Raw genomic sequence first — 18,057 nt, forward strand, 5'->3', positions numbered from 1 at the left:
CCGCAGCGCCGGGTGTGCCTGCTTGGGTGCTGCAGTGGGGCAAGCACTCGACGTCCGTCCGATCACCATGGCGGAGGACCTGACCGAATAGGCCGTCGCCGCGTACATCGCGCAGTATGCGTCCAGGTCGGCCGAATGCGTCAGCACCCTCGACCGTCGGATCGACCCGACCGAAGACCTGGCTACGTTGCCGGTCTGCGAACCACGCTCGGCGGTGCCCGCCCCGTAGCTCGTCCCAGACGTTCTCGGATGAGTTCCAGCAATTCAAGGGCACGGTGGGAGAGCTGGGCAGACGGTCAATCTGACTGTCTTAACATCGGCTTTCATCTAGAGCATCCCGCACGGGAGCCGTTCACCCTGCCGGTGTCCCCTTGTGCGTTCATCGCCTTAACTTGCAATCGGCTGTAGCAGTTCGCTTGGCGGGGCAAGCGACGTCGCAGCGATGCGGACCGTCGTCGGGGGAATCGTCGAAGTGGCACGCACATCGCTTGGTTCCGGTAGCCCGTAACACGGGGTTATTGGCTAATCCTTGAGCGGTGCGGGTCGAACTGGTCGTGGCAGATGTGGTCTTTCTGGGGCTCACCCGTTCCAATAACGATCAGCATCTTGACCAAGCGTTTGGCTTGTGGAATACATTCGCTCAGACTGCGGTGTCGTGGTCGTTCATCGTCGCTTGCGAGGGCCACATGGATGAGTCCGCCGACTATGTCATCGTCGGGGCCGGGAGTGCCGGATGTGTGCTGGCCAGACGGCTCGCCGACACCGGGGCCCGCGTCATTCTGCTGGAAGCAGGCGGATCCGACCGGTCGAGGCTGGTACGCAAACCCGGGTTGATCGCCGTGTTCCACAACATCCCCGAGCTGAAGAAGCGGCTGGACTGGGGCTACTACAGCAGCCCGCAGACCGCCGCGCTGGACCGCAGAATCCCGCAGACCCGTGGGCGGGTGCTCGGCGGCTCGGGGTCGATCAACGGGATGGTGTTCGTACGCGGCCACCGCCGGAACTACGACGACTGGGCGGCCGAGGGCTGCCAGGGCTGGAGTTACGCCGACGTCCTGCCGAGCTTCAAGCGGATGGAGAACTGGGAGGACGGCGGCACCGACCTGCGCGGATCCGGCGGCCCGATCCAGGTGACCCGTGCCAAGGACATCACCCCGGCCGCGCAAGCCTTCATCGAGGCCCTCGCCGACACCGCGGGCGTCATGAAGAACGACGACTACAACGGCGAGTACCAGGAAGGCGCCTCGCTCTTCCAGCAAAGCGCCCACCGCGGGCTGCGTTACAGTTCGTCGGTCGGGTACCTGGACGGCCACGGCCTGCCGAACCTCAAGATCGAGACAGGCTGCCTGGTGACTCGCGTCGTCCTCAGGAACGGCCGGGCCACCGGGGTGGACGTGATCACCAAGGAGGGGCACCGGACGATCCGGGCCACCCGGGAGGTGGTACTCGCGGCCGGCACGTTCGGCTCGGCGCAGCTCCTCATGCTCTCAGGCGTCGGCCCCGCCGCGCACCTGCGCGAGCACGGCATCGAGGTCGTCGCAGACCTGCCGGTCGGGGACAACCTGCACGACCACATGTTCGTGCCGATGACGTATCTCATGAAGTCGGCCCGCAACAGCGGCACCGCGCGGTACTTCGCCGCAGGGCTGATCAAGGAGACGCTGCGCGGCGGCACCACCTGGGTGAGCCGCAGCGTCTTCGAGGCCGTCGGCTTCGTCCGCAGCTCCATGGCCGCCGGCGATGTCCCCGACATCCAGATCCACGCGCTTCCATGGGGATACCCCGGCCCCAACCAGGACGCGCCCATCCGGCACAAGGTCGACCCGCGCCCGTCCCTCACCCTCCTGGCCACACTGATCTACCCCAAGAGCCGGGGCACTCTCCGGCTCTCCTCCGCCGACCCCACGGCCGCGCCGGTCATCGACCCCGCCTACCTCGCCGAGCCGGACGACCGCAGACTGCTCCTGGACGGGATGGATCTCGTCCGCGACGTGATGGCCAATAAGATCATCTCTGCCGACGTGACCGGCGAGCTCGCCCCCGGCCCCGCGTACCCGGACCGGGCCGCCCTGGCCGCCGAGGTGCCGAACCGCGCCACGACTGTGTACCACCCGGTCGGCACGTGCCGGATGGGCGTCGACGAGCGGGCGGTGGTCGATCCGGAACTTCGGGTGCGCGGCGTCGAAGGCCTGCGCGTCGCCGACGCCTCGATCATGCCGTCCATCACCGGAGGCAACACCAACGCCCCCGCGATGATGATCGCCGAACACTGCGCATCTCTCATGCTCCAGCCCTGAGTTTCGCGGGCCGCCGCATCCCAGGACCTTAAGATGATCCGCGCGTTCGTCGAACGGGCTCGTGAGTCTGGACCGCCTTCGACGCCGAGTTACACCTCGATGACGCGCGACGTCATGGCCAGTAGGCCGACTGAGGTCGACTTCATGTTCGGCGACCTCGTCCGTCGCGCGGCTAAGGTCGGCGTCGGCGTACCGCGCATCGCACTCGCACACGCGCCGCCACGCGTCCTGCTGATGTTGTGGTCGTCAAATCTTTAAGATCAAATACTGGCTTGTCTTTAAGGGGTAAGGGCAGGCTGCTGGCTGGTGAAGTGGGCACTACGCGCCACGCTCGCGGCGGCACGCCCCCGGAGGGTCCGGTGCACGTACGAGCGGTCAGAGCTCGATGGGGAGGTGGCGGGGTCCGCGCAGCATTGCGCTGCGCCGGTAGGGGGGCGGATCCTGCACCAGGGTCGTGGTGCCGAGGCGGGGGATCAGCGCGGTGAGCGCGATCTGGGCTTCTATACGGGCGAGCGGCCCGCCGTAGCAGAGGTGGATTCCGCTGCCGAAGCCGAGGTGCTGGTTGTCTGGCCGGGTGGGGTCGAAGCGCTCGGGGTCGCGGAACCGGTTGGGGTCACGGTTGCCTGAAGCCAGCATGAGCACCAGGGGCACGCCCTTGGGGACTGTGGTGCCCGCGATGTCGATGTTGGCGAGAGGAGTGCGCTGTCGCATGTGGACCGGGGGCTCGTAGCGCAGCAGTTCCTCAACCGCGTTGGGTAGCAGTTCGGGTTCACGGCGCAGCCGGTCCAGTTGGTCGGGATGGCGCAGGAGCGTGAGCACCCCGTTGGTGATCAGGTTGACCGTGGTCTCGTGTCCGGCGATGAGCAGTAGTACGGCGGTGGCCGCCAGCTCCTCCCGGGTGAGCAGTCCGGCCGGGTCCGGCTCGTTGACGAACGCGGAGAGCATGTCGTCACGGGGGTGGCCGCGGCGTTGCTCGGCGAGGTCAACGAGGTACCGGCCCATCTCCACCCGTGCCCGGCCGCCGACTCGCTGGCGCTCGGTGGGATCCTCGCCGGGCTTGATGTCGGCGGAATCGATGATCGTGGCGGACCACTCGCGGAAGACGGGCTCGTCCTCGCGCGGTACGCCGAGCAGTCGACAGATGACGGAGACGGGCAGCGGATAGGCGAAGTCCTCGACGATGTCGATCCGGGCACGGCCGTCGAACGCCTCGATCAGTTCCTCGGCGATCTGGGCGATCTCTCCACGCATCGCGTCCAGACGGCCTGGGCTGTGCGGCGGCCCGAACGGTCGCATGGCCAGGTTGCGCAGCCGGTGGTGCGCGGGGTCGTCGAGAACGATGAAGGAGATTTGCTCCTCTTCCTGGGGCAGGCCGCGGTACGGGGCAGCGAGGTTGCGGCGGTCCGCGCTGATGCGCGGGTCGTGCAGCAGGGCCATGATGTCGTGGTACGTGCCGATCAGGTAGCTTCCGTCCGTCTGCCGCGCCACCCCGGCCTCGCGGAGTTCCGCGTACAGCGGGTAGGGGTCGGGCCGGTTGGCGTAGTCATTGATCCGTTCCAGCAGAGTGTCAATGGCCATGCGGGGCTCCTCGTAGCTGGGAAGAGACACAAGGGGTCAGTCGGCGGGCCGTACCACGGTCAGCCGGCGGTCGGGCAGGTAACCGGTGAGCGCGACGGTGGGACCGTGGAAGAGCCCCTTGGGGTCCGGCACGTTGGAGGGGATCGGGAACGCGGCGACCAGGGGGCGACCGTCGGCCGCGCCGGGCCCAGGAGGGAAAGGAGCGGCGGTCTCGATCAGGCCCTGGTAGTACTCGAGCCACTTGGCCATGTTCACGGTGACGGCGGCGGTGATGCGGCCCCGGTAGCCGTAGACCGCCACCAGTCGGCGTTCGTCGAGCGAGCCTTGGGCGATGACTACCTGGTCGGAGAATGTGGGGACGCCCACGGACTTGATGTTCAGCCCGAACTGGCTCGACCAGAAGACCGGGACCGCGAGGTGCGGGCGCCGCGCCGGCTCCGGACTGACCATGTTGTGCGCCGCGACCTCCGCCTGCGTGACCGCGTTGCCCCAGTGCTCCAAGGAGAGCATCTGGTACTCGAACAGCGGGTGCGGGAAGCGGGCGGCATCGCCGGCCACGAAGACGTCGTCGGTGACGATCCCGTACATGTTGAAGGCGCGGCACCCTGCGTCGCAGGCGACCCCCCGCGGGCCGGCGGCCAGCCCTGCTTCGGCCAGCCACTCGGTATTGCGGACCGCCCCCATGGCGACGACGCACACGTCCGCGTCGATGTGGCTGCCGTCGGACAGGTCCGCACCGGTGAACCGGCCATTTCCACGCAGCGCGGTGACCGTCACTCCGCAGCGTAGGTCCACGCCGTGTGCCCGCTGCATACCGGCCGCCAGCATCGAGAGCGTGCCGCCGAGCGCGCCCACCAGCGGTCCGGGGCCGCGTTCGGCGAGCGTGACCTCGATGCCCCGCTCCCGGCAGGCCGAAGCGATCTCCGAGCCGGTGAAGCCCCCGCCGATCACCAGCACCCGGCGCGGCCCGGCAGCCAGCCGCTCGGTCAGGCGCCCGGCGTCGTCGCGGGTGCGCAGGGTGAACACTCCGTCGAGGGCGGCCTCGTCGGCGTTGGGCCAGGGTCGCGCCCGGGTCCCGGTGGCGATCAGCAGCCGGTCGTAGGTCACTGACTCGCCGTCGGCCAGCAGTACCTGCTTCCCAACCGGGTCCAGCCCGGTGGCGCGCACCCCGAGCCGCCACTCCGCGTCGGGGTCACGGCGCATCGGCAGTGCGGCCGCGTCCGCCGCCATCCTCCCGAGCAGTACCTGTTTGGACAGCGGCGGGCGGTCGTAGGGCGGATGGGGCTCATCTCCGATCACGGTCAGTGAACCGGTGAAGCCTTCCTCCCGCAGAGTCTCGGCGGCCCGCAGCCCGGCCAGCGACGCGCCGACGATGACGATGCGGCCCTCCCGAAGGTCATCGGGCACCGGCGCTCACCTCCTCACCCAGGAGGATGGCTTGGACCGGGCACGCCGCCGCGGCCTGGCGTACGCGGTCGAGCTGGTCATCGGGGACGGCCGGGTTGTATAGCAACGCCTCCTCCCCGTGCAGTTCGAACACCTCCGGCGCGAGGAACACGCACTGCGCATAGCCTTGGCAGCGAGTGAGATCTACGACGATCTGCATCTCAAGCCACCCCTCCCTCGCCTCAGCTCCCGGTTTCTTTCCAGGTTCGGGAAGGATCAGGCGCTCGCACCGTCGCTCCGCCAGGGGTTTGTCCATGTCCTCACCTTGCGGGTACGCCCATTGGCGCAGCCCAGACGGTTCGTTGGGCTGAACGAGTGAATGCGGGCACGCCTGGAGTGACGGGCTAATGGAGTGTTGGGGTACCCGGGATGGCGCGAATGACAGGCGTGATCAGCACCAAGCAGGTAGGTTCCGCAGCGGGGGCGCTACCGGTCACAACCGCTGGAGTAGAGCGTGGGCGATGCTGCTTATCTACGAGGCGTGAGCTGACCAAACGCTCTGTAGAGCCCGCGCCGCTTACTTGACCATCCCGTATATGTCCCGCGCGCGTTGGGTCCTCACCACGCAATGACCCGCGCCGACTCACGCGCATCACCAAGTGGGGCCTGACGCCGACGTCGATGTCCGAGCCGACGTCGGCTGGCTGGTCGCGGTCGACTCCACCGTTGTGCGCGCTCACCAGACGCCGCCGGGGCAAAAAGGGGAGTCAGCCCCAGAGGAGCCAGCAGATCAGGCTCGGCCGATCCCGTGGCGGACTGACCAGCAAGATCCACCTGGCGTGCGACGGCGGCGGCCGACCACTCCTTTCGTCGCGGCCACCACCGGAGAACTCCTCCGCGAGCTGACCATCGACCCCCAGCCGCGACTACCAACCCCAGGACAAGCAAAAACCCCCGAACCCGTAGGTTCGAGGGTTTCCGATGTCTCGAAACATCACAAAGTGCCCCCGGCGAGGGACCCACAAGTAAGGAAACTGGAGACATCCCCTCTGACCAGGTAGTTCGAGCTCGACAGCTCACGATTGAGGCGCTCCGGCCCCTTCCGCAGCGCCGTGTCCGTACCTTCCGAGCCGCAGCGGAGGGGTGAACGCGATGCCATTGTCGTCCGACCGCTGGATCCTGGGGGACCGCTGTCTGTGGATGGCACGGTGGTCAGCTCGTCCATGGCGCTGTTGCTGGAGAGCCAGTACGGCCGGAGAGGCGGAGTCCTCCCGTGGACGATGCTGATTGTGGCGAGTCTCGCATCCCTTGCCGCCAACGACGCGGTCGCCAAGCCCACTCGCATTGGCCGGGTGATAGCGGCCTGGCAGTCCTTCGCCCTGGTCGGCGTAGAAGAGGACGTTGTTATTTGGGGCGGGCAGCAACGCACCCATGGCCTTTGCCCGGCTTGCGCCCGCTGTTTTCCCGCACGACCTCGGCTTGGGCTTCGGCTTGGCGAACCGGTCCGACGACGGCGGCAGCGAAGAGTGACCCGAGTTCATCCGCAACCGGCGCACAAGCTCAGCCACCCGGGCCTTCAACTCGGCATTCTCCGCCCGCAGACGTTCGTTGTCCGCCTGCAGCGCCGTGATCTGCTCATCCTTGGCCACCAGCACCCGCTGCAGATCCCGGATCAGCTCATGCGCTTCGGCCAACCCCGCGCGCAGCTCGGCCAGCTCTCTCAACTGCGCAGACTCGGACGCGAGCGCCCATGAGCACAGCAAGAGAGAGTCAACGATCAAATGGTGCAAACGGCATTAAATCGGATTACCTGAGCAGTTATCGGCTGTCAGCGAACCCCGAAGAGTCGCTTTCATGAACTTTGCACACGTATTGACTGTTGATCAGATTCGCCTGAATACTCCCCGGTATCGCTCGGCGGCCGACAGAGGGAGTTTTTCACCATGCGTCAGATGCGCCATCGTGCGACCTTGGGTCGATTACTCCTGACCGGATCGCTCAGCATCGTATTGATGACCGGCCAACTCGTCGGGTCAGGCCAGGCGATCGCGGACCCCGCCCCGGCGGTGACCGCGTCCGCGTCGGTCTCCCCGACCCCGACCCCGACCACGGCCACAGCCGCAGCGTCCACGGACACCGCTCAGCCGCAGCTGGCACCAAAATCGGCGGAGCTCAGGCAGAACCTCACGCCGGTCGACCCGGTCAACCCGCCGGCCGGATCGGTGGCCGTCGACCGTGGCCCGAACAAGGCCCTGCAGCCGATCGCCCCGCTGCCTGCCGTCGACCCACAGCCCGGCACCGTCGCGATCGATCGAGCGCCGGTGGTACCCAACCCGCCGGTCACACCCAGCCCGCTGACCATGCCACTGCACCCGGCCCAGGAACTCGTCGACGCCACTGCGGCCGACGCCACCGCGACGCTCGGCCGCGCGGGCCGACTTCAGCCGAACGGTACCCCGGACCTGGACGCCCGGAAGCTCCAGCCGCAGGTCGCCTCGGCCCAGTTCATCGACCCGGCGCACCCGGCCACCCTGCAGGACCTGACCACCGCGCTCACCAGCGGCAACATCCCGCCCCCACTGCCCGTCGACCCGCTGGCCTTGCTGCAGAAGCTGCCTGACGGCATCCCGAGGATCACCTACCGGATGTGCTCGGAGTCGGCCACCAAGCAGGTCTCCTGTTCGTTAACCCTGCCGCTGGCCGTCCCCGCCATCCTGGACGTGACCGGTGACCACACCCCGGACGTGCTCGCCGACCTGGTGCCGGTGGCCGCCCCCGGCGATGTGGTCGCCGCCGCGCAGGCACTGCTGGACGTGCAACAGCAGCTCACCGCCGTGCAGAACCGGCTGAACGTCGTAAACGACCTGCTGAGCGACCCTCTCCAGGTCATCCTGCACCCCGAGTTGCTCGTTGAGAAGCTGCAACTCACCAGCCTGATATCGGACTTGCAGACCGCCCTGACCGACAAGACGCAGGCCCTGCTCGACCTGGTGAACCTCGGTGTCGGCCTGCTGCAACTCAGGTTGCCCACCAGCGAGCTGGCCGGCGAGCCGCTGCCCGCGCACGTCTGGGCGGTCTATGACCTGCCTACCCACAAGCGGGTCTCGGTCGGCTTCGACGGGCTGCGCCGGGGCACCACGTTGCCTACCGGCACGCTCGGCCTGTTCACCTTCAACCCGATCGAACTGGCCCGGGGTGTCTACGACATCAACGCCCGGCTGCTGCAAGGCGGAGCCGGCGACGCGCTGGCGATCACCGCCGGACTGGCGAACGTCACCGCCGACGATGCGGGCAACCCGTACCAACCGACCGTGGCCAGCGCCCGGTTCTCCCCGGTGCCTTCGCTCTTCACCGCACACGCCAGGATCGACCCCGGCAGCAGTACCACGGACCAGAAGGTCGTGGTGGACTCCACCAGCGACAAGACCACCCATCTGGACACCCAGGTGCTGAGCAACCGCGACGGCGTCGACGAGTTCACCCAGCTCGCCGTGGACACCCTGCCCACCCAGGTCTCGGCCACCCTGACCCGGCCGCCCGGCGGCAAGGCCGTGCTCAACTACCAGGCCTCATCGGGCATCGATAAAGTGCTCTTCGCCGACTTCGGGTACGCCGGTGCCGGACTCGTCAACGCGGTGCAGGCCACGGCGGCGGGCATCCCGACCGCGTTCAACGCCGCGCTGGCCAACACTGACACCGGCGTCAGCCTGGACTACACCGCCACCAGCCGGCTCGCCGCGCTCGACGTCGATGTGTACGACAAGGCCGGCGGCCTGGTCGGCCGAGGCTCCTTGCGCGGGATTCCCACCGCGGTCAATCTCGCGGCCGACACCAAGGCCGGCCACGTCACCTTCACCGGCGCTCAGGCGCTGGACCAGGCCACCGTGGCGATCTCCCGCAACCTCGGCTCGTTCGTGCCCTACGACGGGGACCACGCCACCATCGTCACGGCCGGCGACGCGCTGGGCGTCTCCGCCCGGGTGACGGGCCTGCGCCAGGTGGACGCCTACTACGACGGGCACCCGAGGCTGTCCACCACCTTCGAGCCCGGCGGGCAGTCGTTCATCGCGGCCGGTGACCTCGGCGGGCTGCACAAGGCCCGGCTGGAGATCTCCAACCTGCCTGCCACCGCGTCCCTGGACGTGGACACCGCGGCCCGCAAACTCGACTACCAGACCAGCTCGGTGATCCACCGGGTGTTCGCTGCCTACACCAACACCGCGACAGGTCCGACGCTGTTCGCCACCGTGAGCGAGCTGCCGGCCAAGATCTCCCTCTCCTACGAGCTGGTCGACAAACCGCGGTTGCAGTACCAGGCGAGCAGCCCGCTCCAGAAGATCGAGGTCTTCGCCAGCCTGGACCATGTGGAGACGCTGCGCCCGCAGCAGGACCACTACCTCTCCGCCGCCGCGACCGGGCTGCCCGAGACCATGGACTTCTTGCTCGACCTGCCGGCCAGGCACCTGGAAGGCACCCAGTCCGATGAGTTGACCGGGCTGAATGTGGTGGCCAGGGTGCCGTTCGCGGGCCGGGACTGGACCGCCGGCGCCGATCTCGCCGGGGTGCCTGCCCACTTCGACGCGGACTTCACCGAAGGCACCTACCGGTTCCGCGGCCTCTCCGGGCCGCTCGGCTCGGCCCATCTCACAGTGACCAACCACGCCGGCCAACTCGCCCCCACCGGGCTGCATCTGGCCGTGCACTACCGGCAGACCACCGGCGACCTGGACGGCAGCGTCTCGGTCCGCGACCTCTCCTGGGTCGAGTACGCGCACGCCGGCGGTGGGCAGACCTTCCGCCTGGACACCGACACCGGCGGTGACCCGGTCTTCGTGGACGCCGACGTCGTGCTCGCCGCGAACGGCGCGGACGACACCGAGCTGGCCGCCGCAGCCAGGGTGGACGGACTGCCGAACACCATCCAAACCACGTTCGCCGACGGCAAGTTGAGCTACACCGCGACGGGCAACCTCGGGCTGACCATCGCCGCCAAGGTCGGCAAGGTGGCCGCGCTCTCCGGTCTGGGTGCGCCGCTCTTCGACAACGGGGTGGCCCTGGTCGGCCGTGGCTGCGACACCGGGGCGGGCTGCGCCAAGGACGACAGCGTGTTCTGCACCGCCTTCGCCCGCTGCCTCGGCGTGGTCGGCACCGTGCACCTGCCGGGGCTGCCCACCAAGCTGGATGTGGACACCCGCGCGCGGACCGTTCAACTCACCGGCTATCACCCTCCGTCGGCGCCGCTCCAGACGTATCTGCGGCTGACCGGACTGGTGGACAAGCTGCCGGATGTACGGGCGCTGGCCTCCCTCTCGGAGCTGCCCTCCGCGCTCGACCTGACGGTGGGTCCGGTGGACGTCAGCGGCGGGTCGATACGCTTCCGCTACGCGGCCTCGGCACCGCTGGGCACGCTCAGCTTCGACGCCGACCTGGCCACCACCGACACCACCTTCCGGGTGGTCCGTGGCCGGGCCGTGGTCGGCAACCTGCCCGCCACGGTGGACATCACCGGCACGATCGGCGACCGCACCACCATCGCGGTGCGCGACTCCGCGCCGGTGGACTCGATCGCGGTCACCGTGACCAATGCGGACACCGGCTACCTGACCGCCTCGATCACCGGCGTACCCGCCACCGCGGACGTCCTGGTCGACCTTCCGGCCAAGCACTCCGAGACCACCATGTCCTCGCCGATCTCGGCGATCTCCTTCCTGGCCCATGTGCCGTACGGCGGCCGGACCTGGTCGGCCTTCGCCGACGTGCGCGGGATACCGTCCCGGTTCGACGCGGACTGGGGCAATGGCACCTACTCCTTCAAGGCCGCGCCGGGTACCACGCTTGACCAGGCCACGTTCGCCGTGACCAACCATGCCGACGCGCTCGCCCCGAAGGGATCGCACCTGGCCGCGCACTACAACCAGACCAGTGGCAATCTGGACGGCAGTGCCTCCATCACCGGCCTGTCCGACGCCGGGTTCAACCAGAGCGGATCCTCCATCACCGCGAGCTACCACGCCGCACAGCAGACGATCGCGCTCGACGGCGACGTGGTGCTGTCGGCCGGTGGCGTGGACGACACCAGGTACGCGGCCCTCGGCCGGATCGGGCCGATCCCGGGCAGCGTGACCTTCACCTCCACCGGCGGCGTGATCACCTACTCGGCGGACCACACTTTGGACGTCGAGGTCCAGTTCTGGCTGGGCAAGGTAGCTGCGCTGACCGGGCTTCAGGCACCGCGCTACGACAACGGCGCCTCGGTGGTCGACGCCGGCTGCGCCAAGGGGGCGGGCGGCTGTGCGGACGGTGGTCCGTTCTGCACCACCGACCACGGCTGCTTCGGTCTGACCGGCATCATCAACGTCTCAGGCCTGCCGACCCAGCTGACCATAGATCCGACGAAGAGCAGCTACTCCTTCGCCGGGTACCAGCCCCGCGCCGACGCGCTCACCCTGTACGTTGACGATTCGGTCTTCGTACAGTCCCCGCCGAGCCGAATCAAGGCCGAGGCGACCCTGACTGATCTACCTTCAGGAATCACCTTCACCCTTGGCCCGATCAAACTGACCGGGACGCTGGACATCGCCTATCACTCGGACGTGCCGTCGGCCGGGAAGCTGGACGTGCACGCGCAGGCCGACCAGGTGCCGATCTTCGGCTCGACCAGCGCACTGGCTCACCTGGATCCGATCCCGGGCAGTCTGGCGATCAGCGGAACGGTCGGCTCGCCCACGTCGGTGACGGTCAAGGACTCTGCGGTGATCAACTCGCTGTCGCTCCGGGCCACCGGAACCTTCAACGGGGCCCCGGCGACCGGCCTGGTGGCCTTGCGCGACGTACCCACCGACATGACCGTCGAGGCGAACGGCTTCGGCAGCACCCAGGGTGACAACATCCCGACGTTGCACTACGTCGCGAACGACGGCCTGGACACCTTGGATGCCGACGTCCAGGTCGAAGCGAACATGGTGAAGAACCTCAATCCGGGAATCATCGGCGCCGACGACCTCGAACTGCACATCACCAACCTCGGCCACCTGACCGATGTCGGGTTCAACCCCACGACTCAGATCGCTGCGATCACCTCCACGCCGAAGACCGACGAGCTGAAGATGATCGGCAACCTGCATCTACGCGTGCCGAGGATTCAGCCCGACCCCGACATCACCTTCTTCAACTGCCTGGGCCTGGTGAAGGGGCGGTTCTACGGACATGCGGAGGTGAAGGACAGCTGGATCAGCAACATCACCTTCGACCTGACGGACGTGCGGACCGCGAACCTGCAACCCGGCAACATTCGAACCGACTCGCTGTTCGGCAGTCTGCCGCGCGAACTCGGTTACCTGTTCCTGGGCTTTGACGGATCGTTCGGCACCGCCGGCATCTCGATGGCCGGGGTCCACCTCGACCTGGATATCGATCTGTACCTCAGGATCGACAAGATCGTCGGGCCCGACTTCTTCCAGGAGCACTTGAACCTGACCCGCCTCTACGACAGCGTGTACTTCCATCGCTACGACGACCAGCACCAGAGCGTGGACAAGTTCACCTTGACGGACTGGGGCATCCCGATCGCCGACATCACGGTCACCGCCGTGCCCGGACTGGCGGAGGAGGTGCCCAACGCGGTCACTGTGCCCGGCGGCCGGCCCAGCTTGATCACCATGCTGGACCCGGGCGGCGAGGTGGACGATTTCGTCTTCAACATTCTGGCGTACGCCGCCTGGCCGTACTCCGGCGATCACTCGCCGAAGCTCGACACCGGCAGTTCCGGAGGAGGAATCTGTTGACGGTTTCATCCAGCGGCCCGCCGGTGGTACGCCACCGACGGGCCGCCGGCCTGATCGCCCTGCTGCTGGCCGCCGGGGGCAGCACAGTCAGCGGTTGCGGCACCAGGTGTACCGGGACCACGCTGCAGGTTCAGGCGGTCGAGGTCGGTGACACCCGTGCCCCGCTGACCGTCAGCGCTCGCTTGACCCGCGACGGGCGGCCCCTGGCAGGCGTCCAGGTGAAGCTGGCGGTGAACCTGGTCGGCGACGACAACGCGCATACCGACGCCCTGTTCTACGCCGACACCGATGCCGACGGGCGCGCGAGCGTCACCCGGCGGGAGGGAGTCGCCGGACTCTCCTTCCCCAACCATCGGGTCACCGGGTACGCCGCGTACTTCCAACCTCTGAGCCCTCTAAACGGGGTCGCCTACTGCTGGTCCAGCGCGGGCGCGCCGATCACCTGCCGCACCGGGGACGCCGTCGGGACGTGCCCGCGCGATTGACCCGTCCCCGATGCCGACCGCCTCGGGCTCGGGAACGCACCCGGGCTGGGACTTCGACCCGGAGGCGATGGCCGCGGTAAGGGCGGCCGCGAGGCAGGGCGGCATGACGCTGATGCCCCGCGTGCGCGAGCAGGTCGAGCGGTTCTTCGACGGCTGGGAGATGGTCGCGCCTGGCGTGGTGCCGGTCAAGGACTGGCGCCCCGACGACGCCCCGGCGATCGACGAGGGCCCGGCCTTCTACTGGGCGGGCATGGCGCGCAAGCCCTGACCCGGCCGAACGTCACCCGCCGTCGCCGCGGTCATGATCCTTGTCTGGGTGGTCACCGTTGACGCGGTTGGCCACGATCATGGCGAACAGCGGGATCGCTGGCGACCGCCACGGCCGCCGGGCCGGAGAAGCGGGCGATCACCGTGCCGGACAGCGCGAAGAGCAGCAGGGACGTTGTTGACAACGGCGTTAGCAAGATCCATTGGACGGCGACCGGCCCGGCGCGACATGCCAGTGTTGTCGCTCGGTGATCAACCAGCCCGCTGAATCGCGGAAGCATGTCGCTCCACCACCGTCACACCCGTTTCATCGGCCGGGTTCTTCGAGCTCCGCTCGGGCCGGTAGGAGCAGGGCGGTGACGACCACACCCAAGGACAGCACCGCGCCGATGATGAAGGCCAGCCGCATGCCTGCGAGGTTGGCGAGCACCTCTGAGGCTCCCGCGGATCTCAGGACATCGGCTCGCGCGCTCATCACGGTGATCACGAGCGCGGTGCCGAAGGCCGCGGCGACCTGCTGCAGCGTGCTCAGGATGGAGCTGCCGTGGGAGTAGAGCTGCGGGGGAACCGCTCCGAGCCCGAGAGTGAATACCGGGGTAAAGGTCGCGGCCAGACTCACCATGAGCAGCGCGTGCAGACCGAGGAGTAGCCAGAACGGCATGGTCATCGTGACCTGTGTGAAGCCGGCGAGCGCGAGCGTGATTCCGATCGCGCCTGGAATGACCAGAACCCGGCCGCCGAACCGGTCGAACAGGCGGCCGACGGTCGGACCGAGCAGCCCCATTGCGAGGCCGCCCGGCATCACGAGGAGTCCAGTCTCCAGGGGACTGAGCTCGCGGACGTTCTGCAGGTACAGCGGCAGCAAAATCATCGAACCGAGCATCGCCATGAAGGCCACCGACATCAGGATCAGCGCGACCGTGTAGGTGCGGTGGCGCAAGGTACGCAGGTCCATCAGCGGCACGCCGCGCCTTTGCAACGAAAGCTGGCGGACGACGAAGACGGCGATGGCGACCAGGCCGGCCGCCACGATCGCGGCGGCAACGCCGACGTCACCGCCCTGGAACCGGCTGAGCCCGTAGACCAGGCCGCCGAAGCCGGCGGCGGCGGTCACCACGCTCAACCAGTCGATCGCACCGAACTGGGGCTCTCCAACGTTCTTCAGCTGCTTCAGGCCGCGCCATGTGATCACCGCGGCGATGGGGAGCACCACGGCGAACAGCAGCCGCCAGGACCCGAATTGGAGGATCACCCCCGAGACCGCCGGGCCCATTGCGGGCGCGACCGAGATGGCCAGGGTGACGTTGCCCATCACGCGGCCCCGGTCTTCCTGCGGCACCACCTGCATCAATGTGGTCATCAGCAGCGGCATCATCACGGCCGTCCCGGACGCCTGGATGATGCGGGCGCCGAGCAGCACTGCGAACGACGGCGCGACGGCGGCCAACGCCGTGCCGAGCATGAACAAACCCATCGCGGTGGCGTACGCGTGACGGGTGGACACCCGCTGCAGGAACCACCCGGTGATCGGGATGACAGCGGCCATGGTCAGCATGAAAGCGGTCGAGAGCCACTGCGCGGTCTGCTCGGTGATGTGCAGAGCGCCCATCAGCCGCGGGATCGCATTGATCATGATCGTCTCGTTCAGGATGACCACGAACGTGGCGAGCACCAGCAGCCTGATCACGTCCGGGGTGCGCCCTGAAACGGCCGTCGCGGATTTGGCAGGTGAGTCAAGCTGTGGGGTGGACACGGCACCTCGTTGGGGGTTGTCGGACATGACGTGGTCATGGCTGGCGTCCCAGCCTTGGGTCTCACAAGAAGGTGTGGTCATGCAAAGACTGACCGGCGCCACCGACAAAACTCATCGCCCGTGCCCAGCATCCCGGCAAGTGATGCGAAATGTCACCCGGATTCACCGGCGGCGGAGATCTCCGCGTCTGCGTCGCCGTACACCGGGTAGTGCTTCGCGTCGCGGACGCATGGGGGAGCTTCCCACTCCCCGACCCTGCTGCCAACACCACTTAATCCGTAGTGAAGGGCAAGGCCCGGGTCGATACCATCCGCTCCTGCTCTGGCAGTAGATGCGGTCGGTGCCGTGTTTCCTCGCGCGGTGTATGGGCCTACTGGTTTGGCGTCGTGGGGACACCGCGATACCAGGTTTCCCAGATTGGTCGGGCGAGTAGCGGAGTGCGGTCGTCCCCGCCGTCGGTGAGAGTGACGTCGATCAGGGTGCCCCCAAGGACGGACGGGCGCGCACCAGTGATAATCAGGCCCGTGCCGGCGCGCGGACCGCCGGTGACAGCGCTCTGATCGCCGCAGGACATGGGGGACGAAGGTGTGATCAGCGTGCTCCGGTGCGGTCAACGCCTCACCGCTGTGATCAGGTGAAACGCCGGCGTTGATTTTCCGTGGGCGTTTTCTGTGTGGCCTCACTCGGGAACCATGGGATGGCAGCCTTCAGGAGGCTTCTCGGGGGAATGCTGGGGGATTAATGCGTCATCTCATCATGTGTTGCGACGGCACCTGGAATACGCCAGAGGACGAGTCGGTCACCAATGTGCGCCGGCTGTACAACGCCCTCGCGGAGAGAGGCGAAGACGGCATCCCCCAATTGGCTTACTACCAGCCTGGGGTAGGAACTCTGCGGAATAGGCTGCTGGGAGGTGGTGTAGGGCTTGGTCTGTCCCACAATGTCATGGACGCTTACCTCTGGCTGGCTGCTCGGTACGAGCCGGGGGACCGCATCGCGCTGTTCGGCTTCAGCCGTGGGGCCTACACCGCTCGCAGTCTCGCCGGAATGATCTCCGCGTGCGGGCTGATTGACATTACGAAAACGGACGAGGCCGCGCTCTGGCCTCAGATCAACGATCTGTACAACCGCGGATACCGGCAAAGAAAGCGCGATCCCCACTGGCGTGACGGGCTCACCTTCCGCTGGGACACGGAAGATCGTGAGCATATTCCGGTGCATTTCATCGGGGTGTGGGACACCGTCGGGGCGCTCGGCGTACCGGACTACATGGGCTGGTTCAATCTCCTGGACCCGCTCCGCCAACACAACTTCCACGACCTGCGGCTCAATCCGCACATCAAGTACGCCCGCCACGCCGTGGCCATGGATGAGCGCCGCAGCCCGTACACACCTGCCCTGTGGTCTGAGCCGTATGCGCCGGGACAGGACGTCAAGCAGGTGTGGTTCCCCGGCAGCCACAAAGACGTTGGCGGCGGCCACCTTCAGAAGGGGCTGAGCGACGGCGCACTGCGGTGGATGATCGACGAAGCGCGCGATGCAGTCAAGATCGGCTTCCACATGACGACCGTGGAGGACCAGATCGAGCCCAATCCGCTCGACGTCATGCATGACGACGAGCGCGGCGTGGTCGGCGTGCTTGAGCCGCTGGTCGACTCGGCGCTCAAGCCGATGCTGGAGCCCATCATTCAGCCGCGGCCGCGTGCTGTGCCCCGGATCGACCCCAACGCGCCGAGCCGCCTTCTCCATACTTCGGTGTATGTGCGCTACAAGAACCCGCCCATCACCAGCGGGCCGTACCGCCCCACCCAGGTGCTCGCTCCAGGGCAGAGCAAGACGATCGAGGTGTTCGCCCACCAGGCGTGGAACGAGACAGGGCTCTACCTTGAACCCGGCGACTACCGCTTCACCGCTGAGGGCCAATGGCGGGACGCCGACATCCTGTCAGGTCCCGCCGGTACGACAGGTCTGCGTCGTTTCAACCCCTTGGTCGAGAAGGTCCGCCTCGTGGGCACGCTGCTGGGTCAAGGCCAGAACCTGTTCCGGATGGCGACCGGGAACAAGGTTGCGGATTTCATCGGTGCACGCCGTGAAGAGGACATGCCGTGGATGTCGCTTGTCGGCGTCGTGGCCAACGATGCGATATCCGTCGACGGTGAGTTCAGGGCTCACGAGCGCATCGCCATCGGTTCCGGCACGTGCTGCCAGGTGACGAAGAGCGGGTATTTCTACGCGTTCGCCAACGACGCATGGGGTTTCTACGGAAACAACCGAGGCGGCGTGCAACTCACCGTGACAAGGATGTCCAGCGAGGAGCTGCGAACCGTTCCCGCACGTACCAGGCGGCGAGGCGGTCAGGCAGCTGTACCCTCCGCTGAGGAGGTCGCAGGTGAAGCTTCTCGGCCCGACGCTGCGCCTACTCCAACGCGCCGGAGGCGTCGGCCGGTCTCCGCCGAGAACGTCGTCTAGCGCAGGTCGAGGATTCGCTCGCGCAACCACCTCGTCGG

General features: G+C 67.5%; 11 protein-coding genes. 6 read left to right on the forward strand and 5 right to left on the reverse strand.

Going from position 1 to position 18,057, the window contains the following annotated elements:
- The first annotated feature begins 686 nt into the window (after positions 1-686).
- Both Pph01_RS40815 and Pph01_RS43805 read left to right on the forward strand, forming a co-directional pair.
- Entirely contained in the window at positions 687-2,297 is a 1,611-nt protein-coding gene (locus tag Pph01_RS40815; protein WP_204078635.1) for a GMC family oxidoreductase, read from the forward strand.
- A gap of 33 nt (positions 2,298-2,330) precedes the next feature.
- A complete protein-coding gene (locus tag Pph01_RS43805; RefSeq protein ID WP_204078636.1) occupies positions 2,331-2,555 on the forward strand; it encodes a ketopantoate reductase family protein in 225 nt (74 codons plus the stop codon).
- A gap of 117 nt (positions 2,556-2,672) precedes the next feature.
- Here Pph01_RS43805 and Pph01_RS40825 read toward each other — a convergent pair whose 3' ends face one another.
- The 4 genes from Pph01_RS40825 to Pph01_RS43540 form a co-directional block, all read right to left on the reverse strand.
- Positions 2,673-3,875, reverse strand: coding sequence for a cytochrome P450 (locus Pph01_RS40825; RefSeq protein ID WP_204078637.1), 1,203 nt, complete (start codon positions 3,873-3,875; stop codon positions 2,673-2,675).
- Positions 3,876-3,911: 36 nt separating this feature from the next.
- The gene (locus Pph01_RS40830) at positions 3,912-5,282 is read right to left on the reverse strand and encodes an NAD(P)/FAD-dependent oxidoreductase (RefSeq protein ID WP_204078638.1); all 1,371 of its coding nucleotides are present in this window, start codon (positions 5,280-5,282) and stop codon (positions 3,912-3,914) included.
- Positions 5,272-5,577: a ferredoxin gene (locus Pph01_RS40835; protein ID WP_239117385.1), complete on the reverse strand. Its 306-nt coding sequence runs from the start codon at positions 5,575-5,577 to the stop codon at positions 5,272-5,274. The genes Pph01_RS40830 and Pph01_RS40835 overlap by 11 nt, the downstream gene beginning before the upstream one ends.
- 760 nt (positions 5,578-6,337) lie before the next feature.
- Positions 6,338-6,985, reverse strand: coding sequence for a DUF6444 domain-containing protein (locus tag Pph01_RS43540; protein WP_204078639.1), 648 nt, complete (start codon positions 6,983-6,985; stop codon positions 6,338-6,340).
- A 288-nt stretch (positions 6,986-7,273) separates the two neighbouring features.
- On the opposite strand from Pph01_RS43540, the gene Pph01_RS40850 reads away from it, so the two are divergent.
- Genes Pph01_RS40850 through Pph01_RS40860 form a run of 3 tightly spaced genes read left to right on the forward strand, consistent with a single transcriptional unit; the run spans position 7,274 to position 13,798 of the window.
- Positions 7,274-13,045 (forward strand): RHS repeat domain-containing protein, encoded by a 5,772-nt coding sequence (locus Pph01_RS40850; RefSeq protein WP_204078640.1) that lies wholly within the window; start codon positions 7,274-7,276, stop codon positions 13,043-13,045.
- Complete coding sequence (locus Pph01_RS40855; RefSeq protein ID WP_204078641.1) at positions 13,042-13,530, forward strand: hypothetical protein; 489 nt, start codon at positions 13,042-13,044, stop codon at positions 13,528-13,530. Before Pph01_RS40850 ends, Pph01_RS40855 begins: the two co-directional genes overlap by 4 nt.
- 10 nt (positions 13,531-13,540) lie before the next feature.
- Positions 13,541-13,798: an SAM-dependent methyltransferase gene (locus Pph01_RS40860; protein WP_204078642.1), complete on the forward strand. Its 258-nt coding sequence runs from the start codon at positions 13,541-13,543 to the stop codon at positions 13,796-13,798.
- 306 nt (positions 13,799-14,104) lie between these two features.
- On the opposite strand, the gene Pph01_RS40865 is transcribed toward Pph01_RS40860, so the two are convergent.
- The gene (locus Pph01_RS40865; RefSeq protein WP_204078643.1) at positions 14,105-15,484 is read right to left on the reverse strand and encodes an MDR family MFS transporter; all 1,380 of its coding nucleotides are present in this window, start codon (positions 15,482-15,484) and stop codon (positions 14,105-14,107) included.
- A gap of 822 nt (positions 15,485-16,306) precedes the next feature.
- On the opposite strand from Pph01_RS40865, the gene Pph01_RS40870 reads away from it, so the two are divergent.
- Positions 16,307-18,019, forward strand: coding sequence for a T6SS phospholipase effector Tle1-like catalytic domain-containing protein (locus Pph01_RS40870; RefSeq protein ID WP_239117386.1), 1,713 nt, complete (start codon positions 16,307-16,309; stop codon positions 18,017-18,019).
- Positions 18,020-18,057: the final 38 nt, after the last annotated feature.

This window comes from Planotetraspora phitsanulokensis (assembly GCF_016863295.1).
Classification (GTDB): Bacteria; Actinomycetota; Actinomycetes; order Streptosporangiales; family Streptosporangiaceae; genus Planotetraspora; species Planotetraspora phitsanulokensis.